This window comes from Dechloromonas sp. TW-R-39-2 (assembly GCF_016864195.1).
GTDB lineage: Bacteria > Pseudomonadota > Gammaproteobacteria > Burkholderiales > Rhodocyclaceae > Azonexus.
In genome coordinates, this window is sequence record NZ_CP045202.1 from 18,299 (window position 1) to 32,773 (window position 14,475).

At 61.4% G+C, this 14,475-nt stretch carries 15 protein-coding genes; 6 read left to right on the forward strand and 9 right to left on the reverse strand.

Annotation, left to right across the window (positions count from 1 at the left end; all coding sequences use genetic code 11):
* Positions 1 to 68: 68 nt before the first annotated feature.
* Positions 69 to 935: a YicC/YloC family endoribonuclease gene (locus tag GBK02_RS00100; RefSeq protein WP_203467758.1), complete on the reverse strand. Its 867-nt coding sequence runs from the start codon at positions 933 to 935 to the stop codon at positions 69 to 71.
* Positions 936 to 1,012: 77 nt separating this feature from the next.
* On the opposite strand from GBK02_RS00100, the gene GBK02_RS00105 reads away from it, so the two are divergent.
* From GBK02_RS00105 to hemW, 5 genes are read left to right on the forward strand one after another with little or no spacing between them, the layout of a single operon-like run.
* Positions 1,013 to 1,960, forward strand: coding sequence for a serine/threonine-protein kinase (locus GBK02_RS00105; protein ID WP_203467759.1), 948 nt, complete (start codon positions 1,013 to 1,015; stop codon positions 1,958 to 1,960).
* The gene (locus GBK02_RS00110; RefSeq protein WP_203467760.1) at positions 1,957 to 2,874 is read left to right on the forward strand and encodes a PP2C family serine/threonine-protein phosphatase; all 918 of its coding nucleotides are present in this window, start codon (positions 1,957 to 1,959) and stop codon (positions 2,872 to 2,874) included. The genes GBK02_RS00105 and GBK02_RS00110 overlap by 4 nt, the downstream gene beginning before the upstream one ends.
* Positions 2,875 to 2,883: 9 nt before the next feature.
* On the forward strand, positions 2,884 to 3,600 hold the full coding sequence (rph, locus tag GBK02_RS00115; RefSeq protein ID WP_203467761.1) for a ribonuclease PH: 717 nt from the start codon (positions 2,884 to 2,886) through the stop codon (positions 3,598 to 3,600).
* An 8-nt stretch (positions 3,601 to 3,608) separates the two neighbouring features.
* Positions 3,609 to 4,196 (forward strand): RdgB/HAM1 family non-canonical purine NTP pyrophosphatase, encoded by a 588-nt coding sequence (gene rdgB / locus GBK02_RS00120; protein WP_203467762.1) that lies wholly within the window; start codon positions 3,609 to 3,611, stop codon positions 4,194 to 4,196.
* A gap of 3 nt (positions 4,197 to 4,199) precedes the next feature.
* Entirely contained in the window at positions 4,200 to 5,399 is a 1,200-nt protein-coding gene (gene hemW, locus GBK02_RS00125) for a radical SAM family heme chaperone HemW (RefSeq protein WP_203467763.1), read from the forward strand.
* A gap of 14 nt (positions 5,400 to 5,413) precedes the next feature.
* Here the strand turns inward: hemW and GBK02_RS00130 are convergent, their stop codons facing one another.
* Positions 5,414 to 5,719, reverse strand: a complete 306-nt coding sequence (locus GBK02_RS00130; RefSeq protein ID WP_203467764.1) for a hypothetical protein — start codon at positions 5,717 to 5,719, stop codon at positions 5,414 to 5,416.
* Between the two features lie 235 nt (positions 5,720 to 5,954).
* On the opposite strand from GBK02_RS00130, the gene GBK02_RS00135 reads away from it, so the two are divergent.
* Positions 5,955 to 6,863, forward strand: coding sequence for a DMT family transporter (locus GBK02_RS00135; RefSeq protein WP_203467765.1), 909 nt, complete (start codon positions 5,955 to 5,957; stop codon positions 6,861 to 6,863).
* Between the two features lie 68 nt (positions 6,864 to 6,931).
* Here GBK02_RS00135 and GBK02_RS00140 read toward each other — a convergent pair whose 3' ends face one another.
* The 7 genes from GBK02_RS00140 to GBK02_RS00170 form a co-directional block, all read right to left on the reverse strand.
* Positions 6,932 to 7,339 (reverse strand): YidB family protein, encoded by a 408-nt coding sequence (locus GBK02_RS00140; RefSeq protein WP_203467766.1) that lies wholly within the window; start codon positions 7,337 to 7,339, stop codon positions 6,932 to 6,934.
* Positions 7,340 to 7,420: 81 nt separating this feature from the next.
* On the reverse strand, positions 7,421 to 9,451 hold the full coding sequence (locus tag GBK02_RS00145; protein WP_239003096.1) for a cache domain-containing protein: 2,031 nt from the start codon (positions 9,449 to 9,451) through the stop codon (positions 7,421 to 7,423).
* A gap of 33 nt (positions 9,452 to 9,484) precedes the next feature.
* Positions 9,485 to 10,855 carry a sigma-54 dependent transcriptional regulator gene (locus tag GBK02_RS00150; protein ID WP_203467767.1) on the reverse strand — a complete coding sequence of 457 codons (1,371 nt, stop codon included), beginning with the start codon at positions 10,853 to 10,855 and terminating at the stop codon, positions 9,485 to 9,487.
* 88 nt (positions 10,856 to 10,943) lie between these two features.
* Positions 10,944 to 12,623 (reverse strand): ABC-F family ATP-binding cassette domain-containing protein, encoded by a 1,680-nt coding sequence (locus tag GBK02_RS00155; RefSeq protein ID WP_203467768.1) that lies wholly within the window; start codon positions 12,621 to 12,623, stop codon positions 10,944 to 10,946.
* The gene (locus GBK02_RS00160; RefSeq protein ID WP_203467769.1) at positions 12,620 to 13,024 is read right to left on the reverse strand and encodes a YchJ family protein; all 405 of its coding nucleotides are present in this window, start codon (positions 13,022 to 13,024) and stop codon (positions 12,620 to 12,622) included. Before GBK02_RS00160 ends, GBK02_RS00155 begins: the two co-directional genes overlap by 4 nt.
* Positions 13,021 to 13,938 (reverse strand): recombination-associated protein RdgC, encoded by a 918-nt coding sequence (locus GBK02_RS00165; RefSeq protein WP_203467770.1) that lies wholly within the window; start codon positions 13,936 to 13,938, stop codon positions 13,021 to 13,023. Before GBK02_RS00165 ends, GBK02_RS00160 begins: the two co-directional genes overlap by 4 nt.
* A 67-nt stretch (positions 13,939 to 14,005) precedes the next feature.
* A complete protein-coding gene (locus GBK02_RS00170; protein ID WP_203467771.1) occupies positions 14,006 to 14,446 on the reverse strand; it encodes a bacteriohemerythrin in 441 nt (146 codons plus the stop codon).
* Positions 14,447 to 14,475 lie beyond the last annotated feature (29 nt).

Here is a 14,475-nt window from a genome sequence, read left to right on the forward strand (position 1 = left end):
CAATCCAGGTTATTCATGCATCCCGGCCAGGACATCGCCCAGCCGGGATACCGATCAGACAGTCCGGCTTATTCCAGGTTCTGGATCTGCTCGCGCATTTGTTCGATCAGCAGCTTGAGATCCATCGATGCTTGCGACACTTCGGTAATCGCCGATTTCGAACCGAGCGTATTGGCTTCGCGGTTGAGTTCCTGCATCAGGAAATCCAGGCGCTTGCCGCTGGCCCCCCCCTGCTTGAGCACACGTTCGACTTCATCGAGATGCGTGTTGAGGCGGGAAATTTCTTCTGCCACATCGATCCGTGTCGCAAAAACGGCAATTTCCTGCAGGATGCGCTCGTCGCTGGCATTGCCCAGCGCTTCGGTCAGGCGCTGGCGCAGCTTGTCGGTATAAACCGCCTGGGCTTCGGGAATGCGCGGTGCGACACGGCGCACGATGTCGCGCATGGCATTGACGCGGTCAACGATCATGGCAGCCAGTTTTTCACCTTCACGTCCACGGCTGGCGGCAAATTCGTCCAGCACTTCACGGGCCAGCGCCAGAACCGGCGCACTGAACGTGGCAAAATCGATCGACTGGTCGCCGAACATGCCGGGCCAGCGCAAAACGTCATTGACCGACAGCGGTCGGGCTTCCGGCATTTCATCGCGTACGCGCTGGTTGAGCGACTTGAGCGAGGCCAGCAGATCGCCGTTCAACTCAAGCTGGTCGCCCCGGCTGGCCGTTGCATTGAACGACAGGCGGCACTCGACCTTGCCGCGCGAAAGACGGGCGGCGAGCAATTCGCGCAAGGGCATTTCCAGCGAGCGGAGTTCTTCGCTGATCCGAAAATGGAAATCGAGATAGCGGGAATTGACGCTTTTAAGTTCAAGTTGCAGCGTACCGCGCTCAATATCTCGCGTCTTGACTGCATAACCGGTCATACTACTGATCATACGAGGGGAGTCTCCAGCTTTACAGGCGGGACAACACGCCCGAAAATGCCTGAAATTGCATCATAACCGCGAGATCAATGGCGCAACAAGCCAATCAGCCCCTGCCCAGTGGTCACCCGCTGGAGGAATACACGATCGACCGCCAGCTTTCGCTCGGCGGTTTTTCGATCGTCTATCTCGCCACGGATGCCGATGGAAAGCTGGTTGCGATCAAGGAATACCTGCCGAACAGCCTGGCCTTGCGCGCCAAGGGTGAAATCAGCCCGATCATTTCGGCCGACCATGCCGGCGCCTTCCGCTACGGCATGAAATGCTTCTTCGAAGAAGGCCGTTCGCTGGCCCGGCTGTCGCACCCCAACGTGATCCGCGTGCTCAATTTTTTCCGCGCCAATGACACGGTCTACATGGTCATGGAGTATGAACACGGGCGGACCTTGCAAGAGTTCATCCAGAAACACCAGGGCCACATTTCTGAACGTTTCATCCGCAGCATCTTCACGCGCCTGCTCAACGGCCTGCGTGAAGTGCACTCGCACAAACTGCTGCATCTCGACCTCAAGCCATCGAACATCTATCTGCGGACCGACAACACCCCGGTCCTGATCGACTTTGGCGCAGCCCGCCAGACGCTGTCGAGCGAGCAGCCGATGCTCAAGCCGATGTACACCCCCGGCTTCGCCTCGCCGGAGCATTACGGCAGCCGGACCGACCTCGGGCCATGGAGCGACATCTACAGCGTCGGCGCCTCGATGTATGCCTGCCTGGCGGGCGTTCCGCCGCAAGCCGCGGATGAGCGCCTGAAAAAGGACACCCTGGCACCAGCGATGATGCGCTGGGAAGGGCAGTTTTCCGACCGCCTGCTGGAAATCATCGACTGGTGCCTGAACCTCAACCATCTTTATCGCCCGCAAAGCGTTTTTGCCCTGCAAAAAGCGCTGGTCGAAACCATTACACCGGCAAGCCCGAAAGTTCAGCCCAACTGGCTGAACCGCTTTGTCGACAAAATCAGGAAGCCGAGTAAATGAGATTCACCATTTATCAGGAAAGTCGTCAGGGCGGGCGCGACAACAACGAAGACCGGACCAGTTACTGCTACTCGCGCGATGCGCTGCTGATGGTTGTCGCCGATGGCATGGGCGGACATCACTATGGCGAGGTCGCCGCCCAGATCGCCATCCAGACGCTGGTCAATGGCTTCCAGCGCGAAGCCTCGCCAACCCTGGCCGACCCTTTCCGCTTCCTGCAAAAGGGCCTGAACAACGCCCACCACGCGATTCTCGACTACGCCATGCGGCACGACCTGAGCGACGCGCCGCGCACGACCTGCGTCGCCTGCATCGTCCAGGACAACGTTGCCTACTGGGCGCACGCCGGTGATTCCCGTCTCTTCCTGATGCGCGGCGGCAAGGTCATCGCCCAGACCCGCGATCACTCACGCATTCGCCTGCTGATGGATGAAGGCATGATCACCGAAGCCCAGGCGGCCCGCCATCCCGACCGCAACAAGATCTACAGTTGTCTGGGCAGCCCGAATACGCCGGAAATCGACTTTTCCCGCAAAACCCCGCTCGAACACGGCGATGTCGTCATGCTGTGCACCGACGGCCTGTGGGGCGTCACCTCCGGCGAGATGATGGCCATCACGCTGAAAGGCAGCACGGTACTTGAAGCGGCACCGATGCTGCTGGCCCAGGCAGAACTGAAAGGTGGCCCGCACGGGGACAATCTGTCGATGGTTGCCTTGCATTGGGAACAAAGCTATCACCAGGACCCGTCCAGCGTCATTTCGACCCAGACCATGGCGCTCGACGAATTCAACACGCAGATGGAAGAGTTCGGTCGCAACCCGACCTTCAAGAGCGATCTGACCGAAGACGAAATCGAAAAGGCGATTGAGGAAATCCGCAACGCCATCGACAAATACACGCCCAAAAACTAAGGAAACACCATGCGCCCCAGCCAACGTCAGGCGGACCAGCTCCGCACCGTCAAGATCACCCGCAACTTCACCCGTCACGCCGAAGGTTCGGTGCTGATTGAAATGGGCGATACCCGCGTGCTGTGCACCGCCAGCGTCGAAGAAAACGTGCCGCCCTTCTTGCGTGGCAAGGGTCAGGGCTGGGTCACCGCCGAATACGGCATGCTGCCGCGTGCGACGCATACGCGTTCGGCCCGCGAAGCCGCCAAGGGCAAGCAGACCGGCCGGACCCAGGAAATCCAGCGTCTGATCGGCCGCAGCCTGCGCGCCGTTACCGACCTCAAGGCGCTCGGCGAACGCCAGATCACGCTCGACTGCGACGTGCTGCAAGCCGATGGCGGCACCCGTTGCGCCTCGATCACCGGCGCCTGGGTGGCACTCTACGAAGCCTGCGAGAAATTGGTCACTGCCGGCAAGTTGACCGCGAACCCGGTCCGCGACCATGTTGCCGCGATTTCAGTCGGCATTTTCAACGGTGCGCCGGTACTCGACCTCGATTACCCGGAAGACTCCAACTGCGACACCGACATGAATGTCGTGATGACCGGCGCCGGCGGCATTGTCGAAGTTCAGGGCACGGCCGAAGGCGAACCGTTCACGCGCCAGCAGATGAATGTCCTGGCCGACCTGGCCGAAGCCGGCATCCGTCAACTGGTTGCCGCCCAGCAAACCGCCCTGGCGTCGTGAGCCGCACGATGAAGAAACTCGTTCTCGCCTCGAACAACGCCAAGAAGATGAAGGAGCTGAATGCGCTCCTCGCCCCGCTCGGCTTCGAAGTCATCGCCCAGGGCGACCTCGGCATTCCGGAGGCCGAAGAGCCGTACTGCACCTTCGTCGAAAATGCACTGACCAAGGCCCGCCATGCCGCCAAGTTGTCCGGCCTGCCGGCACTGGCCGACGATTCCGGCCTGTGCGTCGCTGCGCTCGGCGGGGCGCCCGGCGTGTATTCGGCACGCTACGCCGGAGAACCAAAATCCGACGCCCGCAACAATGAAAAGCTGTTCGCCGATCTCGGCAGCAACCCGGACCGGCGCGCCCATTTCGTCTCGGTCATCGTGCTGGTACGCCACGCCGACGACCCGCAGCCGCTGATCGCCGAAGGCGAATGGCACGGCGAAATCCTGCCGGCCCTGCGCGGCGAAGGCGGCTTCGGTTACGACCCGCTGTTCTTCGTACCGGAATTCGGCCAGACCGCCGCCGAACTCGATGCCGAAACCAAGAACCGCGTCTCGCACCGCGGTCGCGCCATGCAGCAACTCATTGCCCGCCTGCCGGCACTCTGATTCGTGGCCCGCACCATCCCGATTTTTGCCGCAAAACCGGTGTCGACCGCGACCAACCTGGAATTTCGCGTTTCCCCGCCGCTCGCGCTGTACGTCCATGTGCCATGGTGCATCCAGAAATGCCCTTACTGCGACTTCAACTCGCATGAAGCCAGCGGCACCATTCCCGAACGCCAGTACGTCGACGCACTGATTGCCGACCTGCAATCAGCCCTGCCGCTGATCTGGGGCCGGCCGGTGGTCAGCGTCTTTTTCGGCGGCGGCACGCCCAGCCTGCTTTCACCGGCGGCAATCGACGAACTGATCGCCGCTTTCCGTGCGCTGGCGATGCTCGCGCCGGAGGCCGAAATAACGCTGGAAGCCAATCCGGGTACGGTGGAAGCCGCCAAGTTCGCCGGCTTTCGTGCCGCAGGCGTCAATCGCATCTCGCTCGGCATTCAGAGCTTCAACGATGACCACCTCAAAGCGCTCGGCCGGATTCACGGGGCCGACGAAGCCAAACGTGCAGCGCAACTGGCCGGCGAGCATTTCGACGCGTTCAATCTCGACCTGATGTACGGCCTGCCCGGCCAGACGCTGGAACAGGCCCTGCATGATGTCGATACGGCCTTGGGTTTCAAGCCGCCGCACCTGTCGTGCTACCAGCTGACGCTGGAACCGAATACCCGCTTTGCCGCCTTTCCGCCGGAGCTGCCTGAAGGCGACACCTGCGCCGACATGCAGGAGGCGATCGAAACCCGACTGGCCGCAGCCGGCTATGCCAACTACGAAACCTCAGCCTTCGCGCAAGCCGGCAAGCAATGCCGTCACAACTTGAATTACTGGTATTTCGGCGATTATCTCGGGATCGGGGCCGGCGCCCATTCCAAACTGACCCTGCACGACCGCGTGCTGCGCCAGATGCGCTGGAAACACCCCAAGGCCTATCTCGACAATGCGTTCAGCAACCCGGTTCAGGAATCGAACGAAGTCGCCGTCGCCGATCTGCCTTTCGAATTCATGATGAACGCCCTGCGGCTGGCCGATGGCTTCCACCCCTCGCTTTTCGAGGCACGGACGGCCCAGCCGATTGAAACCATCATGCCGCAACTGATCGCGGCGAAAGACGACGGCCTGCTCACGCTCAGCCCCGAGCAAATCGCCCCGACCCTGCGCGGCCGCCGCTTTCTCAACGTACTGCTGGAAAAATTCCTCGACCGCTGAACGACATGCTGCGGTCAACCGACCGCAGCACGCGCTTCCGCCATCGCATCCGACTGAGCGACCAGATTGGCAAAATGCGCCGCAACGTACTCGCCGGCATGATTCAACTCCTCGCAGGCCCCATGCTCCGCGTACGCCCGCAGCATGTCGAAGACGGCCTTTGAATAACGACTATCGAGCGGACTGAGGATTTCACCGATCCCGAACGTATGCCGGACGTTGTAGAGCGACAGGATGCACTTGGCCAGACAAGCCTGGCTTTTGGTCCCCGGATGCTGCTTGAGCAAATGCAGCCCGGCGAGATACGGATTGGTGCTCATGACGAAATCCCCTCGGTGGTGGTCAAAGGGCCATAGTGCGCCTGCTACGGGCTTTTGTCGTCGATTCCGGGGAGGATTTCGCCCAGGCGAAGCGGCATGCACGCTCCTGCGAGATACCCTGCGCCAAGGAAAAAACAACCACCCGATCTGTGGCCATTGAAAACCAATCGCCGTGAGTCTGTTCCAAAACCCTTGCGCATGCTTTACTCCACCTGACCAACCCCCACCAAGACCCATGACCTCCCCAGTGAACCCGACGCCCGGCCAAACATTTTCAGACACGACCAAAGGACTCATTGCCGGCTTGCTGGTTGTTCTCTGCTGGTCCGGCTTCAACATTGTTTCGCGCTTCGGAAGCAAGGGAGCATTTACGCCATTCGACCTGGCAGCGATGCGCTATGGCATTTCCGGGCTACTGGGCGGCGCCTACTTCCTGCGCAACGTTCCTCCGCGCGATTGGCCGCGCTACCTGGGTCTGAGCATTTTTGGCGGACTCGGCTATGGGTTGTTTGTCTATTCCGGCTTCACCTTTGCCCCAAGCGCCCATGCCGGGATTTTCGTCAATGGCGGAATTCCGTTCTTTACGGTCGTCATCGTGGCGCTGACGACCGGCTTCCACCTGCCCCGGCAAACGCTGCTCGCGCTTCTCATTTCGGCCTGCGGACTGCTGTTGATCGGCATCGACAGCCTGTTGTCGCATCACGGACAACAGGAATTCATCGGTGATCTGTTTTTCCTGGCGGCGGCATTGTCATGGGCGATATTTGGCATCCTGATGCGCCGCTGGCAAATCCGTCCGCTGCTCGGCATCTGTGGCATCGCCGTATTTGCAATACTGATTTATTGGCCGGTCTACCTGCTTTTCCTGCCCAAAAACCTGCCCGATGCAGGGTGGGGCGACATAACGCTGCAATGCATCTACCAAGGCATCATTGCCGCAATGCTTGCGGCCAGCCTGTACAGCTACGCCAACCAGAAAATCGGTGCCTGCCAGGCATCGATGCTGCTGGCCCTGGTGCCGGCTGTTTCTGCCATCGGCGCTTACTTCATTCTCAACGAGCAATTAACCTGGACGGTGGTTCTGGGAATTGTGGTCGTTTCAACCGGTGCCATCATCGGAGCCATGCCCGGCAAGACGCGATGAGCTGCAACGACGTCATGACGCCATAAAAAAGCCCCGCACACCGGCGGGGCTTTGCAGTCAGCCAGCAATTAGCTGAACAGCTTGCCCTTGAGCAGTTCCAGGCCTTGCGCCATCAGATCGCCACCTTGTGGCAACTGACCATTCGGCGTCAGCTGGTCGATCACCTGCGGCAGGAGTTCAGCCAGCGAGCCGGAGGCTTGTTGCTGGCCGATGCCGAGTTTGGCGGCCATATCCTGCAGGGAAGCGCCACCGAGAACGCTCTGGATCTGCTCGGCCGAGATCGGCAGGTTTGCCCCGGTCGACACCCAGGAATTGACGATTTCGCCCAGACCGCCTTGCTGGAATGACTGGACCAGTCCAGCCAGCCCACCGGTTTGCGGGTTATTGATGACTTGCATGACAGTTTCGAGCAACGCTGCATTGCCGCCAGACTGCCCACCGGCCAGTGCGCCGACGACCTGATCGAAAAGACCCATTTGTTGCTCCATTGGAAGTTGAAGCAAGCATCCTAGCCAAACGGGCAGCCAGCAACTGTGAAGTTTTGCGAAACGAAAAGACTAGGCCGGCCGTTCGACGGCGAGCGGCTCGAAACGCAGCCAGACGGCAAAACGCGTACCGCGGCCGGCCAGGCTATCAACGGTGATCCGGCCACCGTAACGTTCAATCAGCGACTGGCTGACCCACAAGCCCAATCCGGTGCCATCCGTTTTATTGGCGGTAAAGAAAGGTTTGAACAGACGCGCCTTGTCGGCATCGCTGATCCCCGCACCGGAGTCGGCGACAACCAGGCGCAAGCCGACCGGCATGTCGCTTTCATCCCAGTCTTCCGCGATCAGGCGCAGCACACCGCCCTCGGGCATGGCCTGGATGGCATTGACCAGCAAGTTGATCAGCACCTGCTGCAATTCGTTGCGGTTGCACAGGACATGCCGGCTCGAATCGAAATGCTGTTCGATGGCGATGTTGCCTTGTTTGAGCAGGTGGCCGACAAGAACCAGGCTATCCTGGATCAGCGGCGCCGGAGCGACCGGTTCGAGATAGCCGACATAATCCTGCGGCCGGGCGAATTGCAGCAGCTTGGCAACAATCAGCCGGATACGCTGAACCTGTTCGTGGATCAATTTGATTTCCGGCGCCACCGGCTCGGCGGCCGGCCCGAGGATGTCGCGCAATACATCGAGATTGCCCTGCATGACAGCAATCGGGTTATTGATTTCATGGGCGACCCCTGCGGTCAACTGCCCAATGGCGGCCAATTTCTCGTTCATCACCAGTTGCGACTGCGCTGCCTTCAGATCGGCCACGGCCTGTTCCAGATCGGATGTCCGGGCGGCCACTTCGGCATCGAGCGACTCGCCCCAGCGTTTCAGCGAAGTCGCTTGCGCCTGCAGGCGGTCGAGCAGACGGTCGAAATGAGAGGCCACAATACCGAGTTCATCATGGCTACCGACCGGCCCGACACGCGCGCCGACATCTCCATTTTCAATCGCGTGCATGGTGGCATGCATGCGTTCGATCGGCTTGAAAACCCGACGCGCCCACAGCACGGCAAAAACACCGGCCACCAGCATGACCAAGGCAAACAGACCGACTACGACGCCCAGTGCGCTGCGCTTGGCGGCTTCGAAGGGGCCTTCAAGAAAACCAACGTAAAGCATGCCGATCCGCTTGCCATGGCTATCGAGCAGCGGCTCGTAAGCCGAGACGTACCAGTCGTTGACGACGAAAGCCCGATCCAGCCAGGTCCGCCCTTCATCGAGCACCGCCTGGCGCACCGCGGCGGAAACCCGCGTGCCGATCGCCCGCTCACCTTGGAACAGGCGAACATTGGTGGCGACGCGCACATCATCGAGAAAAAGCGTCGCCGTTCCGGCGCTGCCCAGCGGCAATGCCCCGTCCGGATAAACAATGGCATTGAGCCGATCGATAAAGGCCAGATTCTTGTTGAGCAACAAGCCCCCAACCAGCACCCCGCGCAGCACCCCGCGAGCATCGCGAACCGGGGCGGCCGTATGCAACAGCAGGCCACGTGCCTCGACGACGCGTTGATCGACGGTCGCATTGGCGGTGGCCAGCAAGGGCGTAACGGCCCGCTCAGCCAGCGCAGGATCGATCTGGCGCAATTGATCCGCTGAGAATATTTCTGTTTCGGTGCGCGCCACGCCTTGGCGGGCCGCGCCGATAACTGGCCAGATGGCAGCCAGCTGAGTGCTGCGGTCGACCGGCAGAAAATGCAGGAAATCGAGTCGCTGAGCCGCTCGTGCGCCATCGAGCAAATCCGCCAGCGCCGCTTCCTGCTGCTTCGCCGGCAAAGTCAGCGCCCGGACCAGGCGCGCCGAGCCGGCCAGGCCTTCGACCGAGCGCCCGAGGCCGTCCGAAACCCGCTCGAAATAACCATGCGCCACGGCCAGATCGGCCCGCACCTTGGTGACCAGCAAGCGATCGAAATAATCACCTCCCCAACTGGCCAAAACCGCCACCATGGCCGGCAAGGCAATGCCGAGCGGCAACAGCGCCAGCAACAGCAGGCGCACACGAACCGAACGACGACTCGGCGGCTCGAACAGGACGGGCTTGCGCTCAGTCACGGCCTGCCTGTTGTTGAAACGGTAAGCGGCCGGTCATACCGCTTCCGTCACGCCCCAGACATGGCATTTGCGATCCAGCGTCTTGCGCGACACGCCCAACCGGCGCCCGGCTTCCGATTTATTCCCGTCACACGCCGCCAGCACGGCGAGAATGTGGCGCTTCTCGACCGACTCCAGGCTTTCGTCAGCATGCCCCGCCGGCTGGGCCGTGGCTTTCGGCTCCGGCCCAAGATCAAACCAGCCGAGAATCAAGGAACGTTCAACAAAATTGCGCAGTTCGCGCACATTGCCCGGCCAGTCGTAAGCCGCCATCCGGGCCAGCGTACGGGCATCCAGCTCAAGGCGCGGCACATCGAGATACGGCGCCAGCTGGCCGATGAAATGCTCGACCAGCAGCGGCAGGTCTTCCGGCCGCTCGCGCAAGGGTGGCAAGGTAACTTCAACGACCTGCAAGCGGTAGTAAAGATCCTGCCTGAAACGATGGGCGGCGACTTCTTCGACCAGCTCGCGGTTGGTCGCGGCGATGACTCGCACATCAACCGGAATTTCCTGTTCCGACCCCACCGGGCGGATGCGCCGTTCCTCAAGTACGCGCAGCAGCTTGGCTTGCGCCGGGGCTGGCAACTCGCCAATCTCGTCAAGAAACAGCGTTCCGCCGCGCGCGTAGTAGAACAAACCCTCGCGGTTTTTCTGAGCCCCGGTAAAGGCGCCCTTGACGTGACCGAACAGCTCGGATTCGATCAACTCGGCGGCAATCGCCGCGCAGTTGACCGGGACAAACGGCCCGGCGGCGCGCTGGCTCATCCGGTGCAGGGCGCGCGCCGCGACTTCCTTGCCGGTCCCCGATTCGCCGGTCAGCAGCACCGTCGCCGGGGTCGGCGCAATCCGCTTGAGTCGCTCGCAGGCGGCCAGCATGGCATCGGATTGCCCGACAACGCCTTCGACATCGGCCGTCCGCTCACTCACTTCACGGCGCAGCACGAAATTTTCCCGAATCAGTTTTGAGCGTTCGAAACAACGCTGGATGGCATTCAGCATCTGGGCCAGCGAAAACGGCTTGAGCAGGAAATCCGCCGCCCCGGCACGCAGCGCATCAATCGCCGTATCGAGGTCGGCATAGGCCGTCATCAGTACGACATCGCCGGCATAACCCTCGTCGCGCAATTCGTGCAGCCAGTCGATACCGGAACGGCCGGGCAGCGAAATGTCGAGCACGATCAGGTCATAGAGCCGACGCTGCAGCATCGGTGCCGCCTGTTCGACACTGCCGGCCGCATCGACACTGCCGCACCGCTGGACCAGGGCGCGCTGGAGAAAACTGACCATGCCCGGCTCGTCATCGACGACCAGGACGGAATAGTGCTTCCAGGGCGCTTCGCCGGCCGACGCTTTGTTTGAATCCATGACTTCTCCCGTTCAGCCCCGGATCATCGCAAACAAGGGCGCCGCCTGGCAACTGCCGCGGTCGACGCCTCCGGGCCGGCAAAATGCCTCAGCTGCCGCGCAATTTGTGGGCGGCAGCGGCCTCTTCGCGAACCCGCTTGGCTTCGTCGAGCAGGTAACGCTGGTAGTCCTCGAGGTCGCCGTCAAACGGCCCGACGCCACCCTTGGAAACCAGCCAGAACTCGTCGCAGACCGAGCGCAGCAGTGCACGGTCGTGGCTGACCAGCATGACGGTGCCTTCGAACTCGTTGAGCGCGACAGCCAGGGCTTCGCGGGTGCTGAGGTCGAGGTGATTGGTCGGCTCGTCAAGCAGCAGCAGGTTCGGGCGTTGCCAGACGATCATGCACAGCACCAGCCGGGCCTTTTCGCCGCCGCTCATAGTCCCCACGGCCTGCTTGACCATCTCGCCGCCGAAATTGAAGGTACCGAGGAAGTTGCGCAGTTCCTGCTCGCGGCCCGGCACATTGCTCCGGCCGGCGGCAATCGCTTCCTTGGCCAGGCGGACCATGTGTTCGAGCGGCGTATCCTGGGGGCGCAGCACGTCGAGTTCCTGCTGAGCGAAGTAGCCGATGCTCAGGCCCTTGCCCTCGGTGACTTCGCCGCTGATCGCCGTCAGGTCGCGGGCGATGGTCTTGACCAGCGTCGACTTGCCCTGGCCGTTGGCGCCGAGGATGCCGATACGCTGACCGGCCATCACCGAGCGGTTGATACCGCGCACGATGACAGTCGACGGCGTACCCTCGGGCGCATCTTCGGCCGGCGGATAGCCAATCGTTGTATCGACCATCGAGAGCATCGGATTGGGCAGGTTCTGCGGTTCCTGGAATTCGAAGGTGAATTCGGCATCGGCCAGCACCGGCGCGATCTTTTCCATCCGGTCGAGCGCCTTGACCCGGCTCTGTGCCTGCTTGGCCTTGCTGGCCTTGGCCTTGAAGCGGGCAATGAAGGATTGCAGGTGGGCGATCTTCTCGGCCTGCTTGGCCATCGTCGCCTGCTGGAGCAGCATCTGTTCGGCACGCATGTCTTCGAACTTGCTGTAATTGCCGCCGTAGCGGACCAGCTTGGCGTTGTCGATGTGCAGCGTGACGCTGGTAATCGCATCGAGGAATTCGCGGTCGTGGCTGATCATCACCAGCGTGCCCTGATAGCGCTTCAGCCACGCCTCCAACCAGACGAGAGCGTCCAAGTCCAAGTGATTGGTCGGTTCGTCGAGCAACAGGATGTCGGACGGACACATCAGCGCGCGGGCCAGTTGCAGGCGCATGCGCCAGCCGCCGGAGAAACTGTTGACCGGCTCTTCAAGCTGGGCGACCGAGAAGCCGAGGCCAAGGATCAGCGCCTGGGCGCGGGCCGGGGCATCGTGCGCGCCGGCGTCATGCAGCGCCATGTAGGCTTCGGCCATGCGCATGCCGTCGTCGCTCGCTTCGGCCGCCGCCACTTCGGCGTTGGCGGCGAGCAGCGTGCTGTCGCCTTCGATCACGAAGTCGGTCGCCGACTGATCGGTTTCCGGCATGTCCTGTGCCACCTGAGCCATGCGCCAGGCGGTCGGCATCGAGAAATCGCCGCCGTCTTCGTGCAGCGTGCCGTTGATCAGGCCGAACAGCGTCGATTTACCGGCCCCGTTACGGCCGACCAGGCCGACCTTTTCGCCGGGATTGACGGTGACCGAGGTCTTGTCGAGCAAGACCTTGCTGCCACGGCGCAAGGTAACGTTTCTGAGGAGGATCATGCGGTGTTCTTTTCCTGGGGATTGAGGTCGCCATCGACATAGAACCAGCGCCCGTCTTCGCGGACGAAGCGGCTGATTTCATAGAGTCGGTAGCCACGCCCGCCAATACGGTAGCGGGCGATGAATTCGACCGTCGCATGAGTTTCATCGACGGTCTGGTGACGCTTGACGTTGAGGCCCAGCCACTTCGTGCCGTCGTCGCTCAGATCGAGTTCGGACGGACGTGTCGAAGCGTGCCAGGTGGCCAGCAGGTAAGGCGCCAGATTGAGTACGTAGGCACTGTAGCGCGAGCGCATCAGCGCTTCCGCGGTCGACGCGATTTCAGCCCCGGAATGCAGTTGACCGCAACAAACCGCGTAAGGCTTGCCGCCGCCACAGGGGCAAGCCGCCGCCGGCTTCATGGTGTTTCGACGACTTCGCCGCCCAGGGCCTCGATGACTTGCGGCAGGAAACGGGCGAATTCGCCGGTCATCAGCGCGAAATCGGCATCGAACTGCTCGTCGGCCCGTTCGGCGCTCTTTTCGGCCTCTTCCTTGAGCAGATCAAGGAAAGCGAGACGCTTGATTTCAAGCTTTTCACCAAGCACGAAGGAAATCCGGTCGTCCCAGGTCAGGGCCAGCTTGGTCGGCAACTTGCCGCTGGCCAGGTGGGCCTTGATCTCGCCGCTGATTTCCTCGCCGTCGAGCGGGTGCTTGACGTAACGCACGGCCGATTTCTCTTCGCCGGCCGCCTTGAGTTCGCAATCGCGGTCGATGGTAAAACCAGCCGGCGCTTCGCCACCAGCCAGCCAGTCGGCCATCGCGGTCTGCGGCGAAATCTGGGTATGGACCATGCTGAGCGGCAGTTCGTCGAGACAATGGCGCAGATGCTCGATCACTTCCTCGGCCTTGGCCGGGCTGGAAGCATCAACACAGAACCAGCCGTTGGTCGGATCGATCCAGGCATAGGTCGTGCGGCGGCGGGTGAAGGCGCGCGGCATCAACTCTTCGGTGACGCGTTCGCGCAATTCCTTGAGCTGCTTGCGGCCAGGCGCATAACCTTGTTGCGCCTCCATCGCATCGGCCCGTTCCTTGACCTCTTCATTGACCACCGACGAGGGCAGCAGGCGCTGTTCGACCGACAGGGCGATCATCCACTGACGGCCGAGCGAGAAGACCAGCGTCCCGTCACGGCGCGGCGACACCCAGCCCCGCGACATCGGCTGGTTGCTCGGGCATTTGACGAAGGGGCCGCGACCGAGCAGTTCCTCGAATTTGGCAAGATCGATATTCCACGGTGTCGGCAGACGGTACAGCTGGAGATTTTTAAACCACATGACTCAATTGCTCAATGAATAGATAAAGAAGGTCGGCGCATGGATGCAGCACGAACGGGGCGGCAGTTTAGCGCGAAACAACCCGCTCGATACCGGCAGATTCGACAGCTTGCCGATTCAGCAACTGACCAAGCTGGCGATCAGTTTTCAGGATGTGGTTGAGCAGCCAGCCTTGGAGATAATCGAGCAGGCCTTGCAGCGCAGCCGCATCGTCGGCCCGGAGCGTTTCGCCCTGCGCAGCAAGTTGCCCGGCAAACTCGCGATGCATGGCCAGATGAGCCAGTGCATGCTCCTGCTGATCGGGCAAGTTGGCCAGCAAGCTCTCCTCGGTGCTGAAATGAAAAATGACATAGGCTTTGAGGCGCCGGAGAATATCCTCCAGCGTTGCCTGATCGGGGTGGGTCTCAAGAATGGCCGCCAGATCATTGATCATGCCAATCAGCTCCTCATGCTGTCGATCAATGGTACGGACACCGGTTTCCATGCTGCTGTTCCAGACAATCTGCATGCTTCTGTCTCCAGTCAAATCCCAACTCA

Excerpts from the sequence above, each read along its gene's own strand:
- GBK02_RS00160 (WP_203467769.1), bottom strand. The coding sequence starts at position 13,024 with ATGAAGCCGGCGGCGGCTTGCCCCTGTGGCGGCGGCAAGCCTTACGCG.
- GBK02_RS00150 (WP_203467767.1), bottom strand. The coding sequence starts at position 10,855 with ATGGATTCAAACAAAGCGTCGGCCGGCGAAGCGCCCTGGAAGCACTAT.
- GBK02_RS00105 (WP_203467759.1), top strand. The coding sequence starts at position 1,013 with ATGGCGCAACAAGCCAATCAGCCCCTGCCCAGTGGTCACCCGCTGGAG.
- GBK02_RS00130 (WP_203467764.1), bottom strand. The coding sequence starts at position 5,719 with ATGAGCACCAATCCGTATCTCGCCGGGCTGCATTTGCTCAAGCAGCAT.
- rph (WP_203467761.1), top strand. The coding sequence starts at position 2,884 with ATGCGCCCCAGCCAACGTCAGGCGGACCAGCTCCGCACCGTCAAGATC.
- GBK02_RS00155 (WP_203467768.1), bottom strand. The coding sequence starts at position 12,623 with ATGATCCTCCTCAGAAACGTTACCTTGCGCCGTGGCAGCAAGGTCTTG.
- GBK02_RS00165 (WP_203467770.1), bottom strand. The coding sequence starts at position 13,938 with ATGTGGTTTAAAAATCTCCAGCTGTACCGTCTGCCGACACCGTGGAAT.
- rdgB (WP_203467762.1), top strand. The coding sequence starts at position 3,609 with ATGAAGAAACTCGTTCTCGCCTCGAACAACGCCAAGAAGATGAAGGAG.
- GBK02_RS00135 (WP_203467765.1), top strand. The coding sequence starts at position 5,955 with ATGACCTCCCCAGTGAACCCGACGCCCGGCCAAACATTTTCAGACACG.
- GBK02_RS00140 (WP_203467766.1), bottom strand. The coding sequence starts at position 7,339 with ATGGGTCTTTTCGATCAGGTCGTCGGCGCACTGGCCGGTGGGCAGTCT.
- GBK02_RS00100 (WP_203467758.1), bottom strand. The coding sequence starts at position 935 with ATGATCAGTAGTATGACCGGTTATGCAGTCAAGACGCGAGATATTGAG.
- GBK02_RS00170 (WP_203467771.1), bottom strand. The coding sequence starts at position 14,446 with ATGCAGATTGTCTGGAACAGCAGCATGGAAACCGGTGTCCGTACCATT.
- GBK02_RS00110 (WP_203467760.1), top strand. The coding sequence starts at position 1,957 with ATGAGATTCACCATTTATCAGGAAAGTCGTCAGGGCGGGCGCGACAAC.